The organism is Sphingomonas sp. NFX23, assembly GCF_049887795.1.
Taxonomy (GTDB): domain Bacteria; phylum Pseudomonadota; class Alphaproteobacteria; order Sphingomonadales; family Sphingomonadaceae; genus Sphingomonas.
This window is the reverse complement of record NZ_JAGEKH010000003.1, coordinates 591045-617650: the sequence shown is the minus strand read 5'-3', so window position 1 is coordinate 617650 and position 26606 is coordinate 591045. Positions and strand designations below refer to the sequence as shown.

Genomic DNA, 26606 nt, shown 5'->3' with positions numbered 1-26606 from the left:
CTCGACGTCGTCGCGAGCTTGACGGTTTCGCCTGTATCCGCCCGCATCGTCGCCAATTGTAGGATGATTGCCGCAAGCCTTCCACCGGATATCGATGCGGCACGTTGCAAGACGCGTGACACCAGGAGCGCGTTGCGCCAAAACCCGGCCGATGGCGACCGATACGACAGACACCGACGTTCTTCCGGCCACCGCGATCTTGGGCCGTAATCTGACGCATGGGATGCTCGACACGCTCGGGCGGGCGATCGTCACCGGACGCTACGAAAACCGTCCGTTCCCGACCGAAGCGGAGATCGCCAAGACGCACGGCGTGAGCCGATCGGTGACGCGCGAGGCGGTCAAGATGCTGACTGCGAAGGGCCTGGTCAGCGCACGGCCGCGGCAGGGGACCGTTGTACAGCCGGCGAGCTCGTGGAATCTGTTCGATACTGACGTGCTACGCTGGACGCTGGAGCGTAAGTTCTCGGTCGAGTTGCTGCGGCACTTCAACCAGTTGCGCGTCGCGATCGAGCCGGAGGCCGCGGCATTGGCGGCGCGGTTCGGCGACGCCGCGGATGAGGCGGCGATCCGCAACGGACTGGCGCAGATGGAAGCGGGCGAGGCGGGGACGGCCGATCCGCTCGAGGCCGACATCGCGTTTCACATGGCGATCCTCCGGGCGTCGAAGAACCCGTTCTACGCGCAGTTCCAGTCGGTTGTCTCGACCGCGCTGCGGACGTCGATCCGCTTCACCAACCGGATCAAGGGCCGTTCCGCCAATATCCCCGATCACGCCGCGGTTGCGGACGCGATCATCGCACGTGACCCCGCTGCGGCGCGGATCGCGATGACGCGGATCATCGGCGACGTGCTGACGCTGATCGGCGACGAGTAAGCACCGTTATACTGTAACTGAGAGGGTTTTAATGGCGACCGAGGCAAAGTCCGCAAAGCCGATCCGGCTGGCGATCATCGGCGTTGGCAAGATCGCGCGCGACCAGCATCTGCCGGCGATCGCGAACGATCCGCGCTTCGAACTGGTCGCGGCGGTCAGCCGGAATGCGGTGGTCGACGGCGTCGATAATTATCACGACATCGCCGAGCTTCTCGCGGCCGGGCATGACCTCGATGCCGTTTCGATCTGCACGCCGCCGGTCGGACGGTCCGCGATCGCGATGGCGGCGCTCGATGCCGGGCTGGACGTGATGATGGAGAAGCCGCCTGCCGCGACGCTTTCCGAGGTCGCGCGGATCGAGGCACATGCGGTTGCCGCGGGCCGCTCGCTGTTCGCAACCTGGCATTCGCGCGAAGCGGCCGGCGTGGCGCCGGCGCGGGCGTGGCTCGCCGATCGCACGGTCGAGCGCGTCACGATCGCATGGCGCGAGGATATCCGGCGCTGGCACCCCGGCCAGGACTGGATCCTGGAAGCGGGCGGGTTCGGCGTGTTCGATCCGGGCATCAACGCGCTGTCGATCGTGACCGAGATCCTCCCCGGCGACTGGGTCGTGCATCGTGCGGACCTGCAGGTGCCGGAAGGCCGCATGTCGCCGCTGGCTGCCGATATCGATCTCACCTGCGGCGACATCCCCGTGACGGCGGCGTTCGACTTCCTGCACGAAGGCCCGCAGCAGTGGGACATCGTCGTCGAGACCGACGGCGGTACGCTAAAGCTGAGCATGGGCGGCGCGATCCTGGAGATCGACGGCACGGTCACCGAGGCGACGGACGCCGAATATCCCGGGCTCTATGCCAAGTTCGCGGCGCTCGTCGGTTCGCACTCCCGTGACGTGGACGTAACACCGCTGCGGCTTGTGGCGGACGCGTTCCTGGTCGGACAGCGCACGATCGTTCCTGCCTTCGAATGGTGATCGAATACCCTGATCGAGGATAGTATCGCCGGAACGCACGCTGCCGACATCACGTTCATCCTCGAAAGAAGGATGCGTATCGGTGCTTCAGGTCAGTCAAGACGTCGAGAATGCGGATATCGCGCCAGCGATAGCGGCGAAGCCTAGCGCGGCGGTGGCGCCGCTGGCGGCGGCGATCGTCGAGCGCTTGTCTGACGGGAACCTCGTCTACGTCGCGGCGGACGATCAGCGTGCGACGGAGATCGCGACCATTGCGGCGGCGCTCGCGCCCGATGCTTTGGTCGTCCACGTGCCGTCGAGCGATGCGCTGCCGGGCGATGACGCGCCGGCATCGCCTGCCAATGTCGGACGTCGCGTTGCGGCGTTGCGGCGGCTGCGCGCGGGATTTGAGAGTAAGGCGGCACCGATCCTGGTGGTGACGACTGCCGAGGCGACTGCGGTACGCTATCCGCCGCCACCGATGTTCGACGTGGCGCCACCGCGGCTGCAGGTCGGCGATCCGATCGACATCGAGGCGTTTGCCGCGATCGCCGAGGAGGTCGGCTACCTGACGGACGATCGGATCGACGAACCCGGCGAGATCGCGGTACGCGGTGGCGTGATCGACGTGTTCCCCGCCGATCGCGAAACCCCGGTCCGCATCGAGTTTGCCGATGGCCGCATTACCGGCCTGCGCGACTATGATCCGGTGTCGCAACTCGGCTTGGGCGACGTCGACGTCGTCGAGATCGGCCGCGCGACCGAGCCTGTGGTCGAGAAGGGCGTGTCGATACTCGCGCACCTACCGGATGCAGCGATCGCGTTCGACCGGGATGCGGAAAAGCGGCGCGATCGGTTTCTTGCCATCGCCGCGGATGGCCTACCCCGACGTCGTGCCTCCGCCGACCTGGTCCTCGACAAGGTCTGGGCAACCGAGATCGGGAAACGTGAAACGGCCGCGTTCGACGTCGGCGACGAAATGCCCCCGCGGTTCATCGAGCGGCGCGATCCGGCGCGCGCGTTTGCCCGGTTTGCCAAAGACGCGCTTGCGGATGGGCGTCTGCTCGTCGTGGGATCGCCGCGCGACCTGCGGTTCCTCCAGCCCAGGCTCGAGCGAGCGGCGAAGATCAGCTTCACGTCGGTCGATCGCTGGACGGACGTCGTTTCGGCGAAGCCCGGCACGGCGATGTTGCTGGTCGCCCCGGTCGATCGCGGGTTCGTCGCGAGTGAGACCGCGGTCGTTGCTGGCGCGGACCTGCTCGGTGGGCGGGCGCGTGGGGACGAGATCGCAGGCGGCAGCGCGGGCATGTTGCCGGGATTGACGAGCGAGCTGCGATGCGGCGACGTGATCGTGCACGAGGAGTTCGGGATCGGCGTCGTCCGCGGGCTCGAGATGCTGCCGGGGACCGACGGCGACGCGATCGTCCTGGAATATGCCAAGGAAGGCCGCCGCCTGGTGCCGGTGCGCGAGGCCGACCGGATCTGGCGGTATGGCGCGGAGATCGACGCGGTCACGCTCGATTCGCTCGACGGCGCGTCGTGGCAGAAGCGGCGAGGCGCTATCGATGCCGCGATTGCCGAAAGCGCGCGAGACCTCGCAGCGATCGCTGCGGAACGCGACGCACGGACGACCGATCCGATCGAGCCCGACCGTGCCCGGTACGAGAAATTCGCCGCCGGCTTCGCCTTCACCGAGACGCCGGATCAGGCAAAGGCGATCGCGACAACGCTGGCGGACCTGGCGAGCGGCAAGCCGATGGACCGGCTGATCATCGGCGACGTAGGCTACGGCAAGACCGAGGTCGCGTTGCGTGCCGCTGCTGCCGTCGCACTGGCCGGGCGCCAGGTGGCGATCGCCGCGCCGACCACGGTGCTGGTCCGTCAGCATATCGAGACGTTCTCGAAGCGGTTCGAAGGGACCGGCGTGGCCGTCGCCGGCCTGTCGCGGCTGTCGAGCACTGCGGAGAAGGCACGGGTTCGGGCGGGGCTTGCGGACGGATCGATCGGCGTCGTGATCGGCACGGGGGCGATTGCCGGCAAGGGCGTCGCGTACAAGGATCTCGCGCTCGTCGTGATCGATGAAGAGCAAAGGTTCGGCGCGGCCGACAAGGCCAAGATGCATGCGCTGGGGGCGGGGCATGTCCTGACGCTTAGCGCGACGCCGATCCCGCGCACGCTGCAATCCGCGATGATCGGGTTGCAGGGCTTGTCGGTCATCGCCACCCCGCCGGCACGTCGCCAGCCGATCCGCACGTCGGTCGCGCAGTTCGACGACGCGACGGTGCGCGCGGCGCTGCGTCGCGAGCGGGCGCGAGGCGGACAGAGCTTCGTCGTCGTGCCGCGGATCGACGACATGGCGCCGCTTGCCGCCAAGCTGGCCAAGCTCGTGCCCGAACTCGGGCTGGTGCAGGCGCATGGGAAGATGCCGGCGGGCGAGATCGACGAGGCGATGGTGGCGTTTGCGGCGGGCGACGGCGACGTGCTGCTCGCGACCAACATCATCGAGGCCGGGCTCGACGTGCCGCGCGCGAACACGATGATCGTGCATCACGCGGACCGGTTCGGGTTGTCGCAGCTGCATCAGCTTCGCGGCCGCGTCGGTCGCAGCGGACGGCGGGGGCAGGTGATGCTGCTGACCGATGGCGAGGCGACGATCGCCGAGGCGACGCTCAAGCGGTTGCGCACGCTACAAGCGTTCGACCGCCTGGGCGCGGGCTTTGCGATCAGCGCGCGCGATCTCGACCTGCGGGGCGCGGGCGATCTGGTCGGCGAGGCGCAGGCTGGTCACATGAAGCTGATCGGGATCGACCTGTACCAGCATCTGTTCGGTCGCGCGTTGCGGCTGGCACGGATCGACCGCGAGGGCGGGGCGCCAATCGACGACTGGATTCCCGAACTTCATCTCGAACTGGGCGGCAGCCTTCCCGAAGCGTGGATCCCCGAAATGGAGGTGCGGATGTCGCTCTACGGTCGCCTTGCGCGGCTGGAGGACGTCTCGGCGCTCGATCTGTTCGAGGCCGAGCTCGACGATCGGTTCGGCAAGGCGCCAGAGGCGGCACTGCGACTGTTGCAGGTGGCGCGTATCCGGATGATGGCGCGCGAGGCGGGCGTACGACAGATCGACGCCGGTCCCGCGGCGATCGCGTTCACGCCGCACGACCGGACTGCGGCGAAACCGCTCGACGACCTGGTCGAGAAGAACGGGCGGTGGATCGCCGCCGAGGGCATTGCCGACCCGATCACGCGGGCAGGGCGGATCGAGGAACTGCTGGACGCGTTGATCGGCTAGGCGTGTTCGGTCATTCGGCGGCCGCGGCGAGCGGGACGGGCAAGGCCTCGTCTGTGAGCGCCGCCAGAATCGCGCGTACCAGGTCCACCACGCGCGCGAAGCCGGCGCCGGGCGCGTGGAGTTTGCGATCGAGATACAGGGTGCGATCCAGTTCGAACTGAACCGCGTGAACGTTTGCGGCCGGGCACGCATGGCGTTCGAGGATATGGCCGCCCGCATAGGGCGCGTTGATCGCGGTCGAGAACCCGCGCGCGACACACTCCGCCTCGATCCGCGCGACGAAGCGCGGCTCGGCGGAATGGCCGAACCGGTCGCCGATCACGATTCGCGATCCACTCGGTCCGAGCGGCGGCATCGAATGCACGTCGAGCAACACCGCCACGCCGAATCGGTCGTGCGCCGCCTTCAGCGCCGCCGTGAGCGCCGCATGGTAAGGACGGTGATCGTTGGCGATCCTCGCGGTGACGTCGGCATCGGTGAACCGCCGCGCCCAGAGATCGCCCGCCCCCGATGCGCGGCGTGGGACGAGCCCGAGCCCGCTGCGCAGCTTGGCGGATTGCTGGGCGAGCGGCAGCGACTGCGCACCCTCGTCGAGCAGCGGATCGCGCTCGTCCTCGCGCCGGTTGAGATCGATCCAGGCGCGCGCGCGGGTCTGGACGATCGTCGTCTGGTCGGTCCGTGCGGCACGCGCCACCGCATCGACTAGCCGGTCCTCGAGCGGCAGCAGCCCGGCAAGCGGCACGCGCAACGCCGTCTTGAGCGCAAGCGGATAGTCCCGGCCTGCGTGCGGGACGGACACGACCACCGGGCTCACGGGCGGCATTGCGCCCAGGCGCTCGAAGGGAGAAGACTGCATCGCACCACGCTAGGGCCAGCACCGGGCATGGGCAATCGACCTGGATATGTTAACCATTTTCAGGGTAGGGCGGCCGCGGAATGTGCGTGTGAAAACGGGACTTTAGATCGATGTTACGAATTCTGCTGGCCGAGGACGATCAGGTCATGCGCGAGTATCTGACTCGGGCGCTCGAACGCTCGGGCTATGCCGTGACCGCGGTCGACCGCGGGACGGCGGCGATTCCCTTGCTCGAAACCGAGACGTTCGATCTGCTGCTGACCGATATCGTCATGCCCGAGATGGACGGCATCGAACTGGCGCAGAAGGCGGGCGAGATGTGCGCGGACCTGCGCGTGATGTTCATCACCGGCTTTGCGGCGGTCACGTTGAAGGCCGGGCGGGCGATGCCGCAGGCACGCGTGCTGTCCAAGCCGTTCCACCTGCGCGACCTGGTCGCCGAGGTCGACCGGCTGTTCGAGATGGATAATGTGACGGGCATGCATTGAGAGCTTGCACGGCGCGAAGAGCGCGGCTAGTGGAGCCCTCCGGCGGGCGTGTAGCTCAGTGGTAGAGCACTGTGTTGACATCGCAGGGGTCGCAAGTTCAATCCTTGCCACGCCCACCATTGAAAACCCCGCTAGTCCCATGGACTAGCGGGGTTTTTATTTGCCCGGAGCGCAAGCGGGGTCCCCGAAGGGACCCTCGCCTCAGGCGGGTATCTGGTCGATTTTCGCGGTGTTTTCGGCCTTGATGCCGTTCTCGCCGTGCCGCAGCTTCGACAGCGCCTGATAGACCTGTAGGCGCGCGCGCATCACCGAACCCAGCGGACGATGCGCCGCGAGTGCGTGCGCGGGGCGGAACGTCATCACATCGTCGAAATACCGGACGCGGGCGGCGCTATAGGCTTCCTGCCGGGGGATGCGGATCGTTCCGACCGTCAGGTAGCGGCTGTCCTCCTCGGGCCAGTCGACCGACGTATCCTCGATCGGCTGCGTCTCGGCGTTCGCCCATAGCTGTACGCGCAGTTCGAAGACCGCGTCGTGTTCGCCGAAATAGCGGACGGCGGCGTGGCGGAAACCGTCCTCATCCTGCTTGGGGTCGAGTTCCCAGTCCTTCAGCGCGGCCTGTTCGGGCGAGGCGGGGAAGGCACCGAGCTTGGCGACGTAATCGCCGTAACGGATCGGGCATTGGCTGAAATACGGTTCGGCGAGCGGATGGCTGAACGGGTGGCCGAAAAAGTCCGCCTTGGGGCTCTCGGTGCCGACTGCGTGCAGTGCCTTGTTCACGTTGCGCGCGAGGCTCGACACCGCGCTCTTGAAGCCCTCCGGCAAGGGTACGGCCGCACCGATCTTCTTGGCGTCGCTCAGGAAGCCCTGCGCGGTGCCGGACGGAAACGTCGTGCCTGTCGCGAACACGAAATCCTGCGTGTCGGCATCATGGCCCGACAGCTTTTCGCCGGGTACGTCGAAGATCTTGATCGCCATGCCGCGGTGCGTCGAGACGCGGTCGCCGAGCGTCTCGCCCGGCCCTTGCGCGAAGCGGATCGCGACGGGGTGCGTGCCGGGCGTCGCGAACACGCCCTGTGCAAGTTCGGGCGGCAGGCCGGGCGCGATCGTCAGTTCGCCGATCACGCACGCCGAACTCTTCGCGTGGCTCGCGCGGACCGCATGGCCCTCGCGCTTCTCGACGGTTTGCGTCTGCTGTGACATGCCCTGGATGATGCCGTCGATCGATTCCTGCTCGTTGGGCTGGATCGTCTCGATGTCGTCGCTGTAGCGGAGATAGGTCATGTCGGCCCTCACTTTGCGGGTACGAACGAGAACAGCTCGGTCTTGAGCGACGCGGGCGCACCGGGCTTGAACCAGTTGGTATCCTGGATGTGGCTGGCGGTGACGTAGATGCGGCCATCCGGACCTTCCGAGAAGGTATCGGGCCAGCGCAGGCGGGCGTCGGTCAGTACCGGCTCGACATGATCGCCGACCAGCCGGGTGATGCCGTTGTTGACCGGCGACGTCAGGTAGAGCGTGCCCGCCTTGCTCATCCACAGGCCGTCGGCGACGTGCGTCTGCGCGACCGTCTTCACGCCTGCCGCACGCGTTGCCTCGCTAACGCCGTCGCGCAGCAGCGCGGTGTCGATCGAGTAGAGCGTCTTGCCGGTGAGCGCCTGGTAATAGAGCGTCTTGCCGTCGTTGGAGATCGCGATGCCGTCCGCGGCGAAGGCGGGCTGGCGACCGTCGGGGCGGACGAGCGGCTTGCCGTCGGTCATCACCTTCACGGTCTTGTCGATCTGCGTCGAGCCATGGCCGTCGAGCGCGCGGAAACCCTTCCCGGTTTCGAGATCGATGACGATGATCGCGCCACGCGTCCCGGAATCGGTGATGTAGCCGGTCTTGCCGTCGGGCGAGAAGCGGATGTCATTGAGGTAGGTGCCCTGAAGCGCGACATCGAGCGGCACCTTGATGACCTTTGTCACGCGATTGGTGGCGAGGTCGACCTTCACCAGCTTGGGTGCGCCTTCGAGGATCTTCTCGTTACCGGGCGCGCCGGGATCGAGCACCCAGAGGTTGCCGTGGCCGTCGGGGACGATCGACTGCACGCAGACGAAATAATCGCCGACCGGCATTTCCGCCGACTTCGCGTTGCGCCAGCTATTCCACTTGGCGTCCGGATAGGCCTTGAGCGAACCGTCCTTCATGACTTCTGCGACCGAGATCGGCGCGTCGTCGGTCCAGCGCGGGAAGTTGACGAAGCGGCGGCCGTCGGCGGTGACGGCGACGCCGGTCGCCTGGTGATCGAACTGCGCGACCTGGGTGAGCGGGCGACCGCCGGTCTGCGATGCGGTCTGCGCGCTGGCGACGCCGATCGCGGCGGCGGCGACGACGGCGATCGCGGCAGCGCCGGCGAGGAAGGGCTTGGTCTTGGACATGATAAGGCTCCGGTCGGTGGTGTCGGACAGGTCGGCGGGGTTGCCGGTGAAAAGCTGGATGAGATGGCGCGCGACCGCGTCGGGGGCTTCGCGCTGGATGAAATGGCCGACGCCGTTGAGCGTCACGAAAGCGAACGGGCCGGTGAACTTGGCCGGTACCGCGGTGCTCGCCGACGGCGGATTCACGCCGTCGACCGCGCCCTGGAAATACATCGTCGGCAAGGAGAGCGTCCTGGTCGCCTTCACCTTGTACTCGAGCCACTGGCTGCGCGGATCGGGCTCGGCCTCGTTCCAGCGCGCGCGGTAGCTGTGCAGCGTGACGTCGGCCCAGTCGGGGTTCTCGAACGAGCGTGCGACGCGGGCGAAGGTCGCTTCGTCGAACCAGCCGGGGGGCGACCAGTTGACCCAGTGGATGTGCGCGAAGCCCTTGCGGTCGTCGCGAGCGGCCTGCGCACCGCGCGCGGTGGCCATGAACCAGTGATACCATTGGCGCTGTGCCTGCTCGAACGGCGGGGTCGGCATGCCGCCGAGCCGGGGCGGGGTGGCGAGCATCGCCATCCGCTCGACACGGCCTGGCCAGCCAACCGCGAGCGCCTCCGCGGTGTTCGAGCCCCAGTCGTGCCCGGCGACCATGAACGTCTCGATCCCTAGCCCGTCCATCAGCGCGATCATGTCCATCGCCAGGATCGCGCTGTTGCCGGTGCGCGGTGCATCACGCACGAACCGGGTTTCGCCGAAGCCGCGCAAGGTTGGCACGATGGTCCGCAACCCGGCTGCGTTGAGCGCGGGGACGACCTCGTCCCAGGTCGATGCGTCGTCGGGCCAGCCGTGGATCAGCAGGACCGGCTGGCCGTCGCGCGGCCCGGTATCGGCGTAGGCGAGTTCGAGATCGTCGGTGGTCTGGATCGGCATGATGGTCCTCGTCGGATCGGGGCGTCGGACTCGTTGTGGAAGCTCATGGTGGAGCGGGCCGACGCGAAAGGGTCCTGGTATCGAAACAGTCTCGGGAGGCTGCTGTTCCGGCGGCTAAGCCAATGATCCGCAAAGATGATCGGGCGGCGCGACGTGGTGGGCCGAATTGCGATCCGCGCGTTGTGGATCGCAGAACTTCAGGAGCACGACGATGGATTTAAGTAGGGCGGATTCACGACGGATGGCCGGTGCGGTCGCAGGTGGCGTGGTGGCCGGGCTGGGCATTACCGCGCTGCTGATGGCGGGCGAGCGCAAGAGCGGCGAACCGTCCGAGATCGTCACGCTCGAACGCAAGACCGCTGAGAAGCTGGGCATCGACACGCCTGCCGCGGATGCCCTGCCGTCGTCGCGCGAGCAAGCGGTCACGCAGGGCGGTCACCTGTTGCTGTCTGCGGCGGCGGGTGCGGTCTACGCCGCGACCGTCGACGAGGAAGCGTCGGTCATCGGCTCGGGCCTGATGTTCGGTGCGGCATTCTATGCGGCGATGCACTGGATTACGGGGCCGTTGCTTGGCGTGAAGCCGCCGGAGTGGCAGGCCGGTGCGAAGACGATCGGCATGCACAGCGTGAACCATGCGGCGTTCGGGCTGGTCACGGCGCTGGGCGCGAAGCTCGCGACCCGGCGCTGAACGGAAGTCTCTTTAGGGCGTGACGGTGTGCCCGTGCGGCACACCATCATGCGCTATCGTCAGCCTGCCGCGTCGACCTGCGGCAGGTAGGCGGCATACCCGTTGGCTTCCATCTCGGCGCGCGGGACGAACCGCAGCGACGCCGAGTTGATGCAGTAGCGCAGGCCGCCCTTGTCCTGCGGGCCATCCTCGAACACGTGGCCGAGATGGCTGTCGGCGCCTGCCGAACGGATCTCGGTGCGGACCATGCCGTGGCTGCGATCGTGGAGTTCGGCGACGTGCTCGGGCGTGATCGGCTTGGTGAAGCTCGGCCAGCCGCAATGCGAATCGAACTTGTCCGCGGACGCGAACAGCGGCTCGCCCGAGACGATGTCGACGTAGAGACCGGGCTCGCGCGTGTTGAGATACTCGCCGGTGCCGGGCCGCTCGGTGCCGCTCTGCTGCGTGACGTGGAACTGCTCGGGTGTGAGCTTGGCGATCGCCTCGTCGGTCTTCTTGTAGTCGGTCATGGTGATCCTCTCGCGCTCAGGAGAGCGCCGGTTGGCCGTTCGAGGCGGACAGGCCGCCGTCGACCGGCAGGTTGACCCCGGTTATATAGTGCGCGTCGGCGCTAGCCAAAAACGCGATGGCGCCGACGATGTCTTCGGGCTGTGCGCCGCGTGCCATCGGGATGCGTTCCTCGAACTTCGCGATAAGGTCGGGCTGGTCCTTCATGCCCGCGGTCAGCGCGGTGTAGGTCAGCGACGGGTTGACCGCGTTGACACGGACGCCGTGCTTCGCCTCGTCCATCGCGAGCGCGCGGGTGAAGTTGGTCACCGCGCCCTTGGCGGCGCAGTAGAAGCTGTGGTTCCAGTCGCCGCCGAGGCCCGATACGGACGAAACGTTGACGATGCAGCCCTTGTTTGCGCGCAACGTGGCGATCGCGGCGCGGCTCATGTGGACGACGCCGTAGAGGTCGGTTTCGATGACCTTGGTGAATTCGGAGAGGTCGCCCTCGTCGAGCTTGCCGAGATGGTCCACGCCGGCGTCGTTGACGAGCACGTCGATTCGGCCGAACTTGTCGATCGCATGCGCCACCAGCGCCTCGCAGGCGGCCATGTCAGAGACGTCGGTTTCGAGCGTTTCGACGGTCGTGCCGTCGAGGCTGGCGGCGACCTTCGCGAGGCCGTCCGCGTCCTTGTCGCCGAGTACGAGCGTCGCGCCCTCCGCGGCGAAACGACGCGCGGCGCCTTCGCCGATGCCGGAGGCGGCGCCGGTGATCACTACGATCTTACCATCGAATCTCATCGATCTGTGTCCTGAAGCTTTGGGAGATAACGCGATGAACGACCGACGCGCGTACCGGTTTCCTTGCTGAATCAAGGAGATCGCCGGTCAGTCCCAACGGCGGACCCTGGCCGGTCTCGCGTGCGTTGATGCGCTCGAACCTGCTTTTACCGGAGATCATCATGCTCGCATCCTTCCTGATGGGCCTCGTCGGTGGCCAGCGCGCGATGACGCCGCTCGCCGCGGTCGCCATCGCTGCCGCTCGTGACGAATTGCCCGCCGACAATGGTGCGCCGAAGCTGCTGTCGCATCCCGTCGTCGCGGCGGGTGCGCTGGCGCTCGCGATCGGCGAGATGGCGGGGGACAAGCAGAAGACCGCGCCCGACCGGATCGTCGCGATCGGCCTGGCCGCGCGGTTCGTCACGTCGGCTATCGCGGGCGCGTCGCTCGTCCCGCGGCGGCAGCGGTGGATCGGTGCAGCGGTCGGCGGACTGACGGCGGTGGCCGCGTCCTATCCGGGCTGGCGTGCGCGGATGGCGGCGATGTCGCAGTACGGCCAGACGCCGACGGGTTTCGTCGAGGATGCGGTGGTTCTTGGCGGCGCGGCGGCGATTGCGCGCAACGCGGCGAAGCTTGGCGCGGCCTGACGCCGGACGTGTATTCCGGGCGGGCCGAAAAGCTGCCATGCGGCGGCGATGATCCGTATCTCGCTCTCTACGCTTGCCTTCGTATTGATTTCGTCCGGGGGTGCGGTCGCGCAGACGACTGTCGCGCCTAGCGACCAGCAGGCTGACATCGTCGTCACCGGGCGCGGGCTGGCCGATGCGCCCGGCGATCGTGCGTACGACGTCGTCACTATCGATCGTGCGCGGATCCAGGCGAATGCGAGCAATCGGCTGGAGAGCGTGCTGGCCGACGTCGCGGGGCTCCAGCAGTTTCGTCGGTCGGACTCGCGCAGCGCCAACCCGACCAGCCAGGGGATTTCGCTGCGCGGGATCGGCGGCAATGCCTCCAGTCGCGCGCTGCTGATCTTCGACGGCGTGCCGCAGGCGGATCCGTTCGGCGGCTGGGTCGCGTTTCCGGCGTATGCGACGGGGCGGCTCGGGCGCATTCGCGTGACGCGCGGCGGCGGGAGCGGGTATCAGGGGCCGGGGGCGTTGGCGGGGACGGTCGAGCTCGAGAGCGCGACGCCGGACCAGGCGGCGCCTTTCCAGGGCAGTGTCGCGTATGGCAGCCGGGATTCGGTCGATGCACAGGGCTCTGCGGCACTGGTGCACGGGTCTGGGTTTGCGACCTTGTCCGGAGCCTATGCGCGCGGGGACGGCTTCACGCCGACCGTCGAGGAAAGCCGGGGAATCGTCGATCGCGCCGCGCCGTACGAGCAGGCGTCGGGCGCGCTGCGGACCGTCGTCGGGATCGGCTCGAAGACCGAATTGCAGATGAATGCGAGCGCGTTCACCGATCGGCGCGACCGGGGGAGCGACTTTACCGACAACAAGAGCGAAGGCGCGGACGCGAGCGTCCGGCTCATCGGGCGCGGGCGCTGGGGGTATTCGGCGCTGGCGTATCTGCAAACGCGCGCGTTCGCGAGCAGCTTCAACAGCATCAACGCCGCGCGGACGACCGCGATCCAGTCGCTGAACCAGTATAATACGCCCGCCACCGGGCTTGGCGGACGGATCGAGATCGCTCCGCCGCTGGGCGAGAGCATCACGCTGCGTCTGGGCGCGGATGTTCGCGATGTCAGCGGCAAGACGCAGGAGCTGTATACGTTCGTCAACACCGTGCCGACGCGGCGGCGCGAGGCCGGCGGGAGCACGACGACAACCGGCGTGTTTGCCGATGGGAGCTTGGTTGCTGGCGACTTCACGTTCAGTCTTGGCGGCCGGGTTGACTGGTGGTCGATCGACGGCGGCTATCTGTCCGAACGGCCGCTGGCCGGCGGCGCGGCGTTGACCAATCTTCGATATGCGGACCGCGATGGCAGCGAGACGACCGGCCGGGCGGGCGTAGCGTATCAGCCGGTGGAGGCGATCACGCTGCGCGCGGCCGGGTATCGCGGGTGGCGGCTGCCGACGCTCAACGAGCTGTATCGGCCGTTTCGCGTCGGCAACGATGCGACCGCGGCGAATGCGCTGTTGTCGCCGGAGCGGCTGACCGGGGTCGAGGGCGGGGTGACGCTGACGCCTGCGCCGGGCGTGAGCATCGCCGCGACGTATTTCTACAACCGGCTGAAGGATGCGGTGGCGAACGTCACGACGACCACGCCGACGCAGGTGTTGCCGGGGGTGACGACCTACCGCGTTCGCCAGAACCTCGACGCGATCCGCGCGCATGGGTTCGAGTTGAATGCGGCGTATCGGCCGGGTCCGTTTGGTGTTCAGGCGTCGTGGTCGCACACGAACTCAAAGGTCGAGGGATCGGGGATCACGGCTGCGCTGGACGGCGTGCGACCGGCGCAGACCCCTCGCGACCAGGTTTCTGGGACGGTCGACTGGCGACGCGACGCGGCGACGCTGTCACTGACGGTGCGGCATATCGGCCAGCAGTTCGACGACGACCAGAATACGCGCGTGCTTGGGGCTGCGACGACGCTCGATGCGTATGCAGCGTTGCCGATCCTGCGGTCGCTGGTTGCCGAGTTTCGGGCCGAGAATTTCCTCAACGAGCGGGTCGAGGCAGGGGTCAGCGGCGCGAACATCGTCGAGCGCGCCACCCCGCGGACGATCTGGGTCGGGCTGCGCTACGGCGGGCGGTGATATTCTTTCTGCTAAGGAAAACGAAGACATCATGTTTCCCCGCGAAGGCGGGGACCCAGACTGGACTCCCGCCTTCGCGGGAGAACAACGGAGGGAAAGCGACGTCCCGACTAACACGCCACCACCCCGGCGGAGGCCGGGGCCCAGTTGGCAAGGTCGCAGTAACGACGGACCGCGCTTAGTTAGTGACATTCCCCAACTGGGCCCCGGCCTCCGCCGGGGTGGTGCGGTGGACGGTGAGGGAGCTTACGATCCTCCCCCGCAAGGGGGAGGTGGCACCGAAGGTGACGGAGGGGGAGGCATGCGATCACCCCCGTTTCCGTGTCCGCCCCCTCCGTCTGGCAAGCGCCAGCCACCTCCCCCTGGCGGGGGAGGATCAGCAGGCCCCGCGTTGACCCGTGCCTGGCGCACGACTAATGCCGCGTACGTGAAGGGTTCCCCGCAACGGGATCAAAAGGGAAGTCGGTGCGCGGGCCGGGTCGTCACGATCCAAATCCGCAAGACCGGCGCTGTACCCGCAACTGTGACCGGATAGCGGCCACCCCGATATGCCACTGGGTCTCGGCCTGGGAAGGTGGGGTGGGCGCGGCGACCCGGAAGCCAGGAGACCTGCCTGTCACGGTCGATCCACTGCGCGGGCGGGTGTCCGGCGCGGACGAGTGCTCCGGTCCAGCCGGGTTTCCTCGAGCGAGAGACGTCTGGCCGCCCGGCGAATGGTCGCTGGCGGTTCTGGTTAGGACGCAGCCGAATGACGAAATTCTTCCTTCTCCTGAGTGCCGCGGCGATCGCATCGCCCGCCTATTCTCAGACCATATCCAACCCAGACGCCCCCGAAATCGTCGTCACCGCGACCCGCGCTGCGCAACCGCTGAGCGAGATCGGCCAGGCCGTGACCGTGATCGACCGCGCCGAGATCGAGCGCCGCCAGACCACCATCGTCTCCGACCTGCTCGCGACCACGCCTGGCGTCACCGTCACGCGTAACGGCACGGTCGGCGCGCTGACCAGCGTCCGCATCCGCGGTGCCGAGGCGGATCAGACGCTCGTCGTGATCGACGGCGTGCGCGTCAACGATCCCTCGTCGACCGGCGGCGGCTTCAACTTCGGCAACCTCCTGTCGAGTTCGGTCGAGCGGATCGAAATATTGCGCGGTCCTAACTCGGTGCCATGGGGCAGCCAGGCGATCGGCGGCGTCGTCAACATCATCACCGCCGCACCGACCGAAGGCGTCCAGGCGCGCGCCAACGCCGAATATGGCTATGCCGACAGCGTGTTCGCGAGCGCGGGCGTGTCGGGCAAGTCGGGTCAGGTGTCCGGATCGCTGACCGGCGGATATCTGCGCACCGACGGCATCTCGTCGGCGGCCAGCGGCACCGAGCGCGACGGCTATCGCCAATATGGCGCAACCGGGCGGGTCGGCGTCGAGTTCGCGCCGGGCATCGGCCTCGACCTGCGCGGCTATTTCGCCGACAGTCGCGTCGCGATCGACGGCTTCCCGGCCCCTGATTACGTGCTCGTCGACACCGCCGAATATTCGAAGACGCGCGAAGCCTATGGTTACGCGGGGCTACATGCGAACTTCGCCGACGGTCGGTTCAACAACCGCGTGGCCTTCACGATCGCCGACATCAACCGCGACAATTACGACCCGAGCTTCGGCAGCGATCCGTCGTTCATCGGTCGCGGCCGCAGCGAACGCTACGAGTATCAGGGCGACTTCCGCCCCCTCGACCAAGTGCGCGTCGTCGCAGGCGTCGAGCGCGAGAACAGCCGCTTCAACGACGGCTTCACCTTCGCGGATACCGGCATCACCAGCGTCTACGGCCAGCTGATCGTCAAGCCGCTCGACGTCCTCACGATCACCGGCGGCGTCCGTAACGACGACCACGACGATTTCGGCAGCCACACGACGTTCGGCGCGAACGCCGCGCTGGCGTTGCGGACCGGAACCACCGTCCGCGCGAGCTATGGCGAAGGCTTCAAGGCGCCGACCTTGTACCAGCTCTTCTCCGACTACGGGAATCGCGGCCTCGATCCGGAGACCGCGCGCAACTTCGACGTCGGTGTCGAACAGGCGTTCCTCGACAACCGCGCGCGCGTCGCGGTGACCTATTTCAACCGGCGTACGCGCAACCAGATCGACTTCCGCGACTGCAGTCCGGCGGAGCAGACGACCGCCGGTTCGATCTGCGTCGACCGCCCGTTCGGCGTCTACGACAATATCGCCCGCGCCGAGGCGGACGGCGTCGAGTTCACCTTGGCGCTGCGCCCGGTCGACGCGCTGACGCTGACCGCGAACTACAGCTATATCGACACCGAGAACCGCTCGATCGGCAGCGATTTCGGCAACGATCTCGCGCGCCGTCCCAAGCAGACCGCGAGCGTCGACGCCGATTACCGGTTCGCGTTCGGGCTGTCGGTCGGCGGCACCGTGACGATGGTCGGCGACAGCTTCGACGACGCCGCCAACACCGTGCGACTCGACGGCTATGCGCTGGCGGGCGTCCGCGTGGAAATGCCGATCACCGACCAGATTGCACTGTACGGCCGCGTCGATAACCTCACCGACTCGCGGTACGAGACGGTCGCGGGCTACGGCAATTACGGTCGCGCGGCGTATGGCGGCGTACGGTTGCGGCTGAAGTGAGGCGCGGGGCGATCCTCCTCGCGCTCCTGCTCGGGGGCTGCGCGCAATCCCCCGGAGCGGGCGGTGGCGGGGGGATCGTCTCGACCAATCCGTGCGTGGATTCGGTGCTGGTCCGGATCCTGCCGCCCGCGCGGATCGCCGGGATCAGCCACTATTCGCAAGATCCGTCCGCGACATCGATCCCGCTCGCCGTCGCGCGCCGGTTTCGCGGCATCGCGGGGACCGCCGAGGAGGTGATCGCGCTCCACCCCGATCTCGTCATCGCCAGCACCTACACGCCGCCCGCGACTCAGGCGGCGTACGCGCGGGCCGGTCTGAAGACGCTGCTCGTCGGCATTCCCGACTCGATCGCGGAGAGCCAGGCGCAGGTCACGCAGATCGCCGATGCTGCCGGAGCGCCGATGGGCGGCGCGCGGATCAATGCCGAGATCGACCGCGCGGTGGCCCGCTGGAGCCACAAGGATGGACGGTCGCCGAGCGCGTTGCTCTATATCAGCGGCGATCTCGCGACGGGGGGGAGCACGTTGCTGAACGACATGATGACGCGCGTCGGCTTCCGAAACGCCGCCGCGAGCTACGGCTTGACGCATACCGGCACGCTGTCAGCCGAGACGATCGTGACGCAGCCCCCCGCCGTCGTGATCGCTTCCGAACGCGAAAGCCGCGGCACCGCGCTGCGCCACCGCCTGCTGCCGAACACGCCGCAAGCCGTCTTCCCGCGCGTCCTGATCAATTGCGGCGGGCCTACCATCCCGCCTGCGCTCGAACGCCTCGCCGCGATCCGGGCGGGGCTGTGATGCGAGCGCTTAGAATCGCGAACGGCTCACCGCCCGTGCTCCTCCCCGGCGGAGGCCGGGGCCCAATTGGGATGACCGAAGTAATGACCTGCCGCGCGCTGTCACGACTGTCCCCCAATTGGGCCCCGGCCTTCGCCGGGGTGGTGGCGGTGGTCGGTACGGGCGAAGAGGCGCTCTGATGACCCGCACGCTGAAACTTGCCGTATTGGCCGTCCTGGTCGTCCTCCTGTTCAGCCTGTCGCTCGGCTGCGGCAAGGTCTGGGTGCCGCTAGACGCGTGGTTCTCGAGCGACCCGCGCTGGTGGATCATCCTCGAACTCCGCCTGCCGCGCGCGGTGCTGGGGCTTGCGCTCGGCGCCACGCTCGGCCTGTCGGGAGCGGTGCTGCAAGGCTATCTCCGCAACCCGCTCGCCGACCCCGCAGTCGTCGGCGTGTCGTCGGTCGCGGCGCTGGCGGCGGTCGCGGCAATCGTGTTCGGGCTCGGCTCCGGCCCCGCGATCTTCGTCGCCGCGATGCTGGGCGCAGGCGGTGCGGTCGCGCTGCTCGCGGCGCTGACATGGCGGTCGCCGAGCGCGATCACCTTCATCCTCGCGGGCACGGTGCTGTCGAGTCTTGCCGGCGCGCTGACCGCGTTCCTGATCTCGATCGCGCCGAACCCCTATGCGGTCGCCGAGGTGATCGACTGGATCATGGGCGCGTTGACTGATCGCGGCTGGGACGACGTGACGCTCGCGCTGCCGCCGATGGTGGTCGGTGCGGTGCTGCTGTTGCTCACAGGCCGCTCGCTCGACGCGCTGGCACTGGGCGAGGCGGCGGCAAGGTCGCTCGGGATACGGATGGGTCGCGTCCGGTTGCTCGTCGTGCTGGGCACCGGCCTAGTTGTCGGCGCGGGCGTCGCGGTGACCGGCGTGATCGGCTTCGTCGGGCTCGTCGTGCCGCACCTCCTACGCCCGATCTTCGGCCACCGCCCGAGCGCCTTGCTGTTACCCTCGGCACTTGGCGGCGCAGCGCTCGTACTCGCTGCCGACAGCCTCGTCCGTCTCACACCCGGCGCTGGCGAAATCCGGCTCGGCGTTGCGATGGCGATGATCGGCGCGCCGTTCTTCCTGGGATTGCTGGTCAGGGAACGAGGCCGCGCATGGATCTGATCATCGACTCTTTGGGCGTGAAGCTCGGTAAGCGCGCTGTCCTGAGCGACGTATCCGTACACCTCCGTCCCGGCCGCGTCACCGCGATCCTTGGCCCCAACGGCGCTGGCAAGAGCACGCTCGTCAAAGCCGCCGCGGCGCTCGTCGACCGCAGCACCGGCAGCGTCCGCCTCGACGCGCAGGACGTCGCCGCGATGGACCCGAGCGCTCGAGCGCGCGCGATCGGCTATCTCCCGCAGGACGCAACGGTGCACTGGAACATCGTCGCGCGCGATGTCGTCGCGCTTGGCCGCCTGCCGCACCTCGGCGCGCATGCTGCTCCATCGCTCGAAGATCATGCCGCCGTCGACCGCGCGATGCACGATACCGAGACCGAGCATCTCGCGGATCGCCCGGTCGGCGAACTCTCCGGCGGCGAACGGGCGCGTGTCCTGCTCGCACGCGTGCTGGCGGGCGAGCCAGGTTGGCTGCTCGCCGACGAACCGCTCGCGAGCCTCGACCCGTCGCACCAGATCGACCTGCTCGCCCGCCTGCGAGGCTATGCGCTCGGCGGGGCAGGGGTGGCGATCGTCCTCCATGACCTCGTCCAGGCACAGCGCGCGGCCGACGACGCGCTGCTGCTCGCCGATGGCCGCGTCGTCGCGTTTGGTCCCGTCGCGGAGGTCATGACCGCCGACACGCTCGGCCGCGTATTTGGGGTCCGCGTTACCTCCCTAGAAGACGATGGCCGCCGCCTGCTCGTGCCGGTCGGACGCATCGAAGCAGCATAGACGGTCGACGCGCCGCGCCCGTGGCACTATCCCGCGCCGGGTGATCGATATTCCTGCCCCCCTCCGCCTGCGCCTAGACGGCGACGCTCTCGTCCAGAACTGGCGCACGCTCGACCGCATGAGCGGCACCGCAGCGTGCGGCGCCGCGGTGAAGGCGAACGGCTACGGTCTCGGCGCGATCGAAGTCGCAAACCGCCTGGCAGACGCAGGTTGCCGCGACTTCTTCGTCTCGAACTGGCAGGAAGCCGCCGAACTCGCGCCGCTGGGCCTGACCGTCTCCGTCCTCCACGGCGTCCGCGAAGAAGACATGCCCGCCGCGGCCGCCGGCTTCGCCCGCCCGGTCCTCAACACCCCGACACAAGTTGCGCGCTGGAAAGGGACTGGCGGTGGCGCATGCGACGTCATGGTCGACACCGGCATCAACCGCCTGGGCGTGTCGGTGGACGATATTGCGGCCGGTCTGCTCGATGGCCTCCAGATCGAAACGCTGATGAGCCATCTCGCCTGCGCCGACGAGGATGTACCGATGAACGCGGAGCAGCGGGACCGGTTCGCTGCGCTTGCGGGCGCGACGGCGGCAAAGCGCATGAGTCTCGCCAACTCCGCCGGCATCGCGCTCAACGGCTATGCGTTCGACCTGACACGGCCTGGGCTGGCGCTATATGGCGGGGTCCCCCGCGCCGGCCTGGCGGATGCGATCAAGTTCGTGGTCACGATCGAAGCGCAAATCCTCCAGTGCCGCCGCGTACGCGCGGGACAAACGGTAGGCTATAACGCGATCTGGACGGCGCCGGCCGACACCGAGGTGGCGATCCTCAATCTAGGCTATGCCGACGGCTATTTCCGCGGATTTTCGAACTGTGGAACCGCATCGGCGGGCGGCATCGCGATGCCCGTTATCGGTCGCGTATCGATGGATCTCGTGGCCATCGACGTGACGAGTGTACCAGCAGTGCACGAAGGGACATGGCTCGCGCTCGATTTCGCGCTGCCCGATGCAGCCGCGGTATCGGGGATGTCGCAATACGAACTGTTGACCAGTCTTGGCGGACGCTATTCGCGAGTTTGGCGTTAACAAGCGCATCATGCGGCACCGCAGGCCGGCATCAGGACTTGCTCCAAGCAAAAAAAAGGCCGCCCCGTAAGGAGCGGCCTTTTCAGTTGGTAGATCGGCGGATCAGAACTTGGCTTCGAAGCCTGCGTACATGAAGCGGCCGACGTTCTCGTAGATGCCCTGCGCGCCGGTCGTGCCGGTGATGTCGTAGGGGGGCTGGCGGTCGAACACGTTGTCCATGCCGGCATAGAAGCGGAACTTGTCCGTGACGTCCGCACCGACGCGGATGTTGTGGTAGGTCACATCCGGGTAGAAGGTGAACGGGAACGCGTCGGGATCCCGAGCCGGGCGACCCTGGACCGAGTTCTGTGTCTCATACTCGGCGGCGACTGTCTGCTTGCCGACGTAACGGAAGTTGTAGTTAAGGTCGAACACACCGAAGTCGACATTGGCCGTGAACGAACCCGACCATTCCGGATCTCCGACTTCGAACTTCTGCTGGTCGATGAAGCTTGGGGTGTTGATGTCGGTATAGTTGTCGCGGTTGATCAGGTAGCTGACGATACCACGCAACGTTACCTTCGCACCGCCAACGTTATGGCTATAGCTCAGATCGGCATCGACACCGGATGTCTTCTGCTTGGCAAAGTTGAATGGACCCGACAGGAACGACTGCCCGGTCGCCGGGAAGGAGATCTGCGCGCCACCGTTGGTGACGCCGGTCTGACCGGCGAAGGTGCCGTTGGGATTACGCGTCAATGCCGCGCAATACTGATTGTTGATGCCGCTGGGGCTGTCGTAGCACTGGTTGATGATCGTCTGTGGCGCCAGCGCGAAGATCACGTTGGTGATCTTGATGTTGTAGTAATCGACCGACAGCGTAAGGCCCGGGATGATGCTGGGCTGGAGGATGAAACCGCCAGTAAAGCTGTCTGCGGTTTCCTCGCGCAGATTGGGATTGCTGCCGTTCAGACCGCTGATGCCGGAGGTCGGAACGTTGGTGAAAGGCTCCGTGATACCGTTGAACGTCTGGGTCGTCGGAACGCCTGCGGCTGCGCAGTTAGCCGCACGGTTCGGGCCGTTGCGGATATTATTCTGGCTGCAGGGGTCAATCAGGCCATTGAGGAAGGTCTGGCTCGGTGCCGAGAACAGATCCCCCTGGGTCGGTGCACGAACCGAACGGGCATAGCTGCCACGGAGACGGATATCGCGTACCGGCGACCAGGTCAGGCCGGCATTGTAGGAATACACGGTGCCGGTTGCGCCGATGTTATAGTCCGAAACGCGACCTGCGCCATCGATCGTCAGTTCCTGGAAGAATGGAACGTCCTTCAGCAGCGGAATACGGATTTCACCGTACGCTTCCTTTACGACCTGCGCCGGCGGGTCGAAGATCGGAATGGCGTTGAGGAAGGTCGCACCGCTCCGCGTGACGTCGTCGAATGCCGAATAGGCTGTCTCCCGGCGATATTCGCCGCCGATCGAGAATGCGACCGGGCCGCCCGGCAGTTCGAACAGCTGCGAAAGGTCGCCCGACACGAACGCGGTCGCATCATACTGGTCGGCCTGCTGGCGGCGGGTCGAGTTCACAACGAAATAGTTCAATGCCGAGGCGCTGGGTGCACCCTGGCCGAACAGGTTGACGGGAACGCAGCTCGCGTCGTCATTGGCTGTGCTTGCATCGGCGTTGATGCCGCAGACGATATTGCCACCGGCGTTGCGGACCGCATCCTGCGAGTTCTTGAACTTCTGGACGTTTACGTTGCCCTGGGTCGCATAGAACGTGTCCAGATGGCCGTAATTGAAGGCGGCCTCATAGCGCCAATCGGTGTTGAACGTGCCCTCGACGCCGGCAACGATACGATAGGTTTCGCGACGATGGTTTTCGCCACGGGCACCGAAATCGACGTTGATGCGCTGCGCCTGGAACGTGGTGGCACCAGGCGCCAGCGTCTGCGCGAGCACCGAGCGTGCCTGAGCCGTTAGGAACGGATTGTTGACGTTGTAGATCGCGGGCAGCGTGCCCTGCAGGAACGTCGGCTGGCCTTCCTGGATTGCGTCGACGCGGACATATTTTGCCTCGACGAACGGACGGAACGCGTCCGAGACGTCGTAATGCGCCAGGACGTTCGCCGAATAGCGCTTGATGCCGGGCTGCAACTGACCGGTCAGGCGCTGCGAGGAACCCAGGCCGCCGATCGCATTGCCTGAACCAAACGGACGGAAGTCCTTGATGACGTTGTTCGGTACGAGGTTGCCCGAATTGTCGAACACGAACACCCGACCGAGTGCCGCGCCCGTGTTGCTGTTCTCGCCGGTGCAGTTGAAAGCACGACGGGCAGTGACGGCCGCGTTGCCGGCCACTGCGGCAGGGCAGGCCGACGTGATCGCGCCACCTTCGGATATGGCGATGTTGCGGACGTTGGTCAGGAAGGTGGTGTCGGGAACGCCATTGCCGCTACCCGGCTCGTTCAAGACGTTTTCGGTCAGATTGAATTGGCGACGGCCGGTCGTGCTGTACCGGGTGCGATCGGTGAAATAGAGCGCGTCGGACTCGCTGTATTCGGCCGAGACTGCAATGTTGCCACGACCATCGGCAAAGTTCTTGCCGGCCGTCAGGCTGCCAAAATACGATGGGCGATCGGCGCGCGACGTCACACCGCTCTGGCCGCGAAGGCGGAAGCCTTCATAGTCCCGCTTCAAGACAAAGTTCACGGCGCCAGCGACCGCATCGGACCCGTAGACCGCCGAATTGCCGCCTGTTACGACATCGACGCGTTCGATCAGATCGACGGGAATGGTGTTGATGTCGACGCGGCTTTCGCCGGGAGTCGAGGTGACGTGACGGCGGCCATTCACCAGGACCAGAGTCCGGTTCGTGCCTAGACCGCGCAGGTCGAGCGCATTGATACCGGCCGTGCCGATGAACCGAGTCGAATTCGAGCCACTGAACGTCGCGCGCAGCGACGGCAACTTGTTCAGCGTATCGCCGAGCGAGACTTCGCCGGTCTGGGTCAGTTCCTGAATGCTGAGCGACGTGATCGGCGACGGCGAATCGAGATTGGGACGGGCAATGCGCGATCCCGTGACGACGATCGTTTCGTTTTCCGGCGCGGCAGCGGCCTCGGCCGCGACCTGAGTGCCGGTTTCCATGGCGGTGCCATCCGTAGCGGATGGCGCGGTCTGCGCAGCTACGGAATTCGGTAGCGTCATCGCGCCCGTTGCCAGGATCGTCGCGGATAGAAGGTGATACGCTCTGTTCAACTAAAGTCCCCCGTTTACCGGCACTTTCGCCGTTATGAGGACCTTACAACCGCGAATGGCGACTAGTGGCAAGCCTGCGTTAAGGTTCAGACCAGCCCGTCGTTCCGTTTGTAACCAATTGTGACAAAATCGTCACAATATGGTCATATGGCGTATCACCCCGACATAAAGTTACCTTCGAAAGTACGTCAGCGTTCCAGACACATCGCAATGCCCATGCCGCCGCCGATGCACAGCGTCGCCAGCCCGCGCTTCGCGTCACGCTTTTGCATTTCGTAGATCAGCGTCGTCAGGACGCGGGCGCCGCTGGCGCCGATGGGGTGGCCGATCGCGATCGCGCCGCCGTTGACGTTGACCTTCGATGCGTCCCAGCCGAGTTCCTTGCCGACGGACAGTGCCTGGGCGGCGAAGGCTTCGTTCGCCTCGATCAGGTCGAGGTCGGCTAGCGTCCAGCCGGCCTTCTCCAGCGCGCGCCTTGTGGCGGGGACGGGGCCGATGCCCATGATCGACGGGTCGACGCCGGCGGAGGCCCAGCTCTTGATCGTCGCGAGGATGGTCGAGCCGCGGCGTTCGGCTTCGTCGCGGCGCATCATGACGAGGGCGGCGGCGCCATCGTTTAGGCCGCTGGCGTTAGCCGCCGTTACCGTGCCGTCCTTCTTGAACGCGGGCTTCACACCGGAGACGCTCTCGATCGTCGCGCCAGCGCGGATGTATTCGTCATCGGCCACCACCGTGTCGCCCTTGCGGCCCTTGATGGTGACCGGCGCGATCTCGTCCTTGAAGCGGCCTGAGCCGCGCGCGGCCTCGGCCTTGTTCTGCGAGGCGACCGAGAAGGCGTCCTGCTCGCTGCGCGTGACCTGGTATTGCTCGGCGAGGTTCTCGGCAGTGATGCCCATGTGATAGCCGTTGAAGACGTCGGTCAGGCCGTCGCTGACCATCGTGTCGACGAGGCTGAGATTACCCATCTTCTGGCCGCCGCGGATCGACTGCGCGTGCGCGGAGAGCGACATCGATTCCTGGCCGCCCGCGACGACGATGGTCGCGTCGCCGGTCTGGATCGCCTGTGCCGCGAGTGCGACCGCGCGGAGGCCCGAGCCGCAGACTTGGTTGACGCCCCAGGCGGGGATTTCCTTCGGCACGCCGGCGGCCATCGAGGCCTGGCGGGCGGGGTTCTGGCCCTGGGCGGCGGTGAGGACCTGGCCGAGGATGACTTCGGAGACGTCTTCGCCCGCCACGCCCGCCTGTCCGAGCGCTGCTTCAATCGCGATGCGGCCGAGTTCGTGCGCGGGTACGCTCGCGAACGCGCCGAGGAAGCTGCCGACGGGGGTGCGCTTGGCGGCGGTGATGACGACGTCGTGGGGGTTCAGGTCGGTCATGTCGGGATCCTCTATGGTTGGACCCCATGTAGGTCAGCCGAGCGCGGCGATCCAGTTGGCGAGCGGTTCCCAAAGGCGCGCGCGCGCAGAGCGGCCGACGATCATGCCGACATGGCCTGCGCCGAGGTCGCGGCGGTCGGCGAGGCCGATCGCGGTGGCGGCGGGGACGATGCGGTCGCTGAGCGATACGAACTCGACCGTGGGGCAGGCTAGTGTGAGCGGGTCGATCGGGGTGCCGGCGATCTCCCAGCGGCCTTTGCCGGGCAGGTCGTTGGCGATGCAGTCCTCGAACAGCGAGGCGGCGGCGGCGTAGGGGAGGGGGGCGCCTGCGTTGGCCCAGTCCTCGAGCCGGACGAACGCGCGGGCCGCGTCGCTGTCGGGGGGGAGGTCGGCGAACGCTTCGTATTTGGCGATCGTACGCGCAGGGTCGAGTTGCCAGAAGCCCGCTTGGAGCACTTCCATCGGGAGCAGGCCGAGCATCGCGGCGGCGGGCTGGACCGCGGCCCAGGTCGCGGCGAGCGTGGGACGGCCTTCGCCATAACCGGCGAAGTGCCACGGGGCGGCGATCGTCGCGACACCGGCGGTGGGCGTGATCGCAGCGGCGCCCAGTGCGAGCGTGCCGCCGAGGCAATAGCCGACCAACACCGGTGGCTCGGGGAGTGACTGGAACAGCGGAACCAGCAACCGCTCGACATGCGCCGCCAGATCGAGGTCGCGGTCCGCGTCGCCGGGTGATCCCCAGTCGACCAGCCAAACGTGGAATCCTTGCTGGGCGATCCATTGCACCAGCGAAGACTCGGGCGAATGATCGAGGATATCGGGCGGGTTTATCAACGATGGGACGAACACGACGGGACGCCCTTCGCCGCCATAATCGCGCAACGCGACCCGGCCCGCGCGGTGGATCGCAGGCCGCGGAACGGGGCGTTCCTCTCGCATTGCGGCCTGATAGGCGCGCAATCCCGCTAGCGCGCGGGCCATGCGTTCCGGCGATGCTGCAGTCTCGTTGCGCAGCACGGAAAGGAACAAGGGTAAGGGCCTCGG

The 26606-nt window shown here is 67.0% G+C and carries 21 protein-coding genes, 1 tRNA gene and 1 riboswitch; of the genes, 13 read left to right on the top strand and 9 right to left on the bottom strand.

Features of this window, described 5'->3' with window-relative positions; translation table 11 throughout:
• The first annotated feature begins 151 nt into the window (after positions 1–151).
• The 3 genes from J4O76_RS10440 (at position 152) to J4O76_RS10430 (ending at position 5118) form a co-directional block, all read left to right on the top strand.
• Positions 152–877, top strand: coding sequence for a FadR/GntR family transcriptional regulator (locus tag J4O76_RS10440; protein ID WP_426281713.1), 726 nt, complete (start codon positions 152–154; stop codon positions 875–877).
• Between the two features lie 31 nt (positions 878–908).
• Positions 909–1850: a Gfo/Idh/MocA family protein gene (locus J4O76_RS10435; RefSeq protein WP_426281711.1), complete on the top strand. Its 942-nt coding sequence runs from the start codon at positions 909–911 to the stop codon at positions 1848–1850.
• 82 nt (positions 1851–1932) lie between these two features.
• On the top strand, positions 1933–5118 hold the full coding sequence (locus J4O76_RS10430; RefSeq protein WP_426281709.1) for a TRCF domain-containing protein: 3186 nt from the start codon (positions 1933–1935) through the stop codon (positions 5116–5118).
• 10 nt (positions 5119–5128) lie between these two features.
• On the opposite strand, the gene J4O76_RS10425 is transcribed toward J4O76_RS10430, so the two are convergent.
• Positions 5129–5974, bottom strand: coding sequence for an N-formylglutamate amidohydrolase (locus J4O76_RS10425; protein ID WP_426281707.1), 846 nt, complete (start codon positions 5972–5974; stop codon positions 5129–5131).
• 110 nt (positions 5975–6084) lie between these two features.
• On the opposite strand from J4O76_RS10425, the gene cpdR reads away from it, so the two are divergent.
• Both cpdR and J4O76_RS10415 read left to right on the top strand, forming a co-directional pair.
• On the top strand, positions 6085–6462 hold the full coding sequence (cpdR, locus tag J4O76_RS10420; protein WP_056065257.1) for a cell cycle two-component system response regulator CpdR: 378 nt from the start codon (positions 6085–6087) through the stop codon (positions 6460–6462).
• A 44-nt stretch (positions 6463–6506) separates the two neighbouring features.
• Positions 6507–6581: transfer RNA gene (locus J4O76_RS10415), tRNA-Val, on the top strand.
• 82 nt (positions 6582–6663) lie between these two features.
• Here J4O76_RS10415 and J4O76_RS10410 read toward each other — a convergent pair.
• Together J4O76_RS10410 and J4O76_RS10405 are read right to left on the bottom strand one after the other, a co-directional pair.
• Positions 6664–7746 carry a catalase family protein gene (locus tag J4O76_RS10410; protein ID WP_426281705.1) on the bottom strand — a complete coding sequence of 361 codons (1083 nt, stop codon included), beginning with the start codon at positions 7744–7746 and terminating at the stop codon, positions 6664–6666.
• An 8-nt stretch (positions 7747–7754) separates the two neighbouring features.
• Positions 7755–9794 carry an L-dopachrome tautomerase-related protein gene (locus J4O76_RS10405; protein ID WP_426281702.1) on the bottom strand — a complete coding sequence of 680 codons (2040 nt, stop codon included), beginning with the start codon at positions 9792–9794 and terminating at the stop codon, positions 7755–7757.
• Between the two features lie 211 nt (positions 9795–10005).
• Here J4O76_RS10405 and J4O76_RS10400 point away from each other — a divergent pair, with 211 nt between their 5' ends.
• Positions 10006–10482, top strand: coding sequence for a hypothetical protein (locus J4O76_RS10400; RefSeq protein WP_426281699.1), 477 nt, complete (start codon positions 10006–10008; stop codon positions 10480–10482).
• Between the two features lie 59 nt (positions 10483–10541).
• On the opposite strand, the gene msrB is transcribed toward J4O76_RS10400, so the two are convergent.
• The 3 genes from msrB to J4O76_RS10385 are packed head-to-tail and all read right to left on the bottom strand — an operon-like array spanning position 10542 to position 11932.
• Complete coding sequence (msrB, locus tag J4O76_RS10395; RefSeq protein ID WP_107961427.1) at positions 10542–10991, bottom strand: peptide-methionine (R)-S-oxide reductase MsrB; 450 nt, start codon at positions 10989–10991, stop codon at positions 10542–10544.
• 16 nt (positions 10992–11007) lie between these two features.
• Entirely contained in the window at positions 11008–11769 is a 762-nt protein-coding gene (locus tag J4O76_RS10390) for an SDR family NAD(P)-dependent oxidoreductase (protein ID WP_426281695.1), read from the bottom strand.
• A complete protein-coding gene (locus tag J4O76_RS10385; protein WP_426281692.1) occupies positions 11753–11932 on the bottom strand; it encodes a hypothetical protein in 180 nt (59 codons plus the stop codon). Before J4O76_RS10385 ends, J4O76_RS10390 begins: the two co-directional genes overlap by 17 nt.
• Between J4O76_RS10385 and J4O76_RS10380 the strand changes: the two genes are divergently transcribed.
• From J4O76_RS10380 to alr, 7 genes are all read left to right on the top strand, one after another.
• On the top strand, positions 11931–12395 hold the full coding sequence (locus J4O76_RS10380) for a DUF4126 domain-containing protein (RefSeq protein ID WP_426281689.1): 465 nt from the start codon (positions 11931–11933) through the stop codon (positions 12393–12395). The two genes, J4O76_RS10385 and J4O76_RS10380, sit on opposite strands and share 2 nt — an antisense overlap.
• A 48-nt stretch (positions 12396–12443) precedes the next feature.
• Positions 12444–14507 (top strand): TonB-dependent receptor, encoded by a 2064-nt coding sequence (locus J4O76_RS10375; RefSeq protein ID WP_426281686.1) that lies wholly within the window; start codon positions 12444–12446, stop codon positions 14505–14507.
• A 415-nt stretch (positions 14508–14922) separates the two neighbouring features.
• Positions 14923–15138, top strand: a riboswitch (cobalamin riboswitch).
• A 117-nt stretch (positions 15139–15255) separates the two neighbouring features.
• On the top strand, positions 15256–17154 hold the full coding sequence (locus tag J4O76_RS10370) for a TonB-dependent receptor plug domain-containing protein (protein ID WP_426281683.1): 1899 nt from the start codon (positions 15256–15258) through the stop codon (positions 17152–17154).
• A complete protein-coding gene (locus J4O76_RS10365) occupies positions 17151–17951 on the top strand; it encodes an ABC transporter substrate-binding protein (protein ID WP_426281681.1) in 801 nt (266 codons plus the stop codon). Before J4O76_RS10370 ends, J4O76_RS10365 begins: the two co-directional genes overlap by 4 nt.
• Before the next feature lie 178 nt (positions 17952–18129).
• On the top strand, positions 18130–19098 hold the full coding sequence (locus J4O76_RS10360; RefSeq protein WP_426281679.1) for a FecCD family ABC transporter permease: 969 nt from the start codon (positions 18130–18132) through the stop codon (positions 19096–19098).
• On the top strand, positions 19089–19868 hold the full coding sequence (locus J4O76_RS10355) for an ABC transporter ATP-binding protein (RefSeq protein WP_426281677.1): 780 nt from the start codon (positions 19089–19091) through the stop codon (positions 19866–19868). Before J4O76_RS10360 ends, J4O76_RS10355 begins: the two co-directional genes overlap by 10 nt.
• Positions 19869–19917: 49 nt before the next feature.
• On the top strand, positions 19918–20943 hold the full coding sequence (alr, locus tag J4O76_RS10350) for an alanine racemase (protein ID WP_426281860.1): 1026 nt from the start codon (positions 19918–19920) through the stop codon (positions 20941–20943).
• Between the two features lie 102 nt (positions 20944–21045).
• Here alr and J4O76_RS10345 read toward each other — a convergent pair whose 3' ends face one another.
• From J4O76_RS10345 to J4O76_RS10335, 3 genes are all read right to left on the bottom strand, one after another.
• The gene (locus J4O76_RS10345; protein WP_426281675.1) at positions 21046–24075 is read right to left on the bottom strand and encodes a TonB-dependent receptor domain-containing protein; all 3030 of its coding nucleotides are present in this window, start codon (positions 24073–24075) and stop codon (positions 21046–21048) included.
• Between the two features lie 299 nt (positions 24076–24374).
• Positions 24375–25562: an acetyl-CoA C-acetyltransferase gene (locus J4O76_RS10340; RefSeq protein ID WP_426281673.1), complete on the bottom strand. Its 1188-nt coding sequence runs from the start codon at positions 25560–25562 to the stop codon at positions 24375–24377.
• Between the two features lie 33 nt (positions 25563–25595).
• Positions 25596–26591: an alpha/beta fold hydrolase gene (locus J4O76_RS10335; protein ID WP_426281671.1), complete on the bottom strand. Its 996-nt coding sequence runs from the start codon at positions 26589–26591 to the stop codon at positions 25596–25598.
• Positions 26592–26606: the final 15 nt, after the last annotated feature.

What these genes read in the sequence shown, in the direction of transcription:
- J4O76_RS10340 (WP_426281673.1), bottom strand. Translation starts at nt 25,562, where the DNA reads ATGACCGACCTGAACCCCCACGACGTCGTCATCACCGCCGCCAAGCGC.
- J4O76_RS10405 (WP_426281702.1), bottom strand. Translation starts at nt 9,794, where the DNA reads ATGCCGATCCAGACCACCGACGATCTCGAACTCGCCTACGCCGATACC.
- J4O76_RS10380 (WP_426281689.1), top strand. Translation starts at nt 11,931, where the DNA reads ATGCTCGCATCCTTCCTGATGGGCCTCGTCGGTGGCCAGCGCGCGATG.
- J4O76_RS10355 (WP_426281677.1), top strand. Translation starts at nt 19,089, where the DNA reads ATGGATCTGATCATCGACTCTTTGGGCGTGAAGCTCGGTAAGCGCGCT.
- J4O76_RS10425 (WP_426281707.1), bottom strand. Translation starts at nt 5,974, where the DNA reads ATGCAGTCTTCTCCCTTCGAGCGCCTGGGCGCAATGCCGCCCGTGAGC.
- cpdR (WP_056065257.1), top strand. Translation starts at nt 6,085, where the DNA reads ATGTTACGAATTCTGCTGGCCGAGGACGATCAGGTCATGCGCGAGTAT.
- msrB (WP_107961427.1), bottom strand. Translation starts at nt 10,991, where the DNA reads ATGACCGACTACAAGAAGACCGACGAGGCGATCGCCAAGCTCACACCC.
- J4O76_RS10385 (WP_426281692.1), bottom strand. Translation starts at nt 11,932, where the DNA reads ATGATGATCTCCGGTAAAAGCAGGTTCGAGCGCATCAACGCACGCGAG.
- J4O76_RS10390 (WP_426281695.1), bottom strand. Translation starts at nt 11,769, where the DNA reads ATGAGATTCGATGGTAAGATCGTAGTGATCACCGGCGCCGCCTCCGGC.
- J4O76_RS10435 (WP_426281711.1), top strand. Translation starts at nt 909, where the DNA reads ATGGCGACCGAGGCAAAGTCCGCAAAGCCGATCCGGCTGGCGATCATC.
- J4O76_RS10345 (WP_426281675.1), bottom strand. Translation starts at nt 24,075, where the DNA reads ATGGAAACCGGCACTCAGGTCGCGGCCGAGGCCGCTGCCGCGCCGGAA.
- J4O76_RS10440 (WP_426281713.1), top strand. Translation starts at nt 152, where the DNA reads ATGGCGACCGATACGACAGACACCGACGTTCTTCCGGCCACCGCGATC.
- J4O76_RS10360 (WP_426281679.1), top strand. Translation starts at nt 18,130, where the DNA reads ATGACCCGCACGCTGAAACTTGCCGTATTGGCCGTCCTGGTCGTCCTC.
- J4O76_RS10370 (WP_426281683.1), top strand. Translation starts at nt 15,256, where the DNA reads ATGACGAAATTCTTCCTTCTCCTGAGTGCCGCGGCGATCGCATCGCCC.
- J4O76_RS10400 (WP_426281699.1), top strand. Translation starts at nt 10,006, where the DNA reads ATGGATTTAAGTAGGGCGGATTCACGACGGATGGCCGGTGCGGTCGCA.
- J4O76_RS10410 (WP_426281705.1), bottom strand. Translation starts at nt 7,746, where the DNA reads ATGACCTATCTCCGCTACAGCGACGACATCGAGACGATCCAGCCCAAC.
- J4O76_RS10375 (WP_426281686.1), top strand. Translation starts at nt 12,444, where the DNA reads ATGATCCGTATCTCGCTCTCTACGCTTGCCTTCGTATTGATTTCGTCC.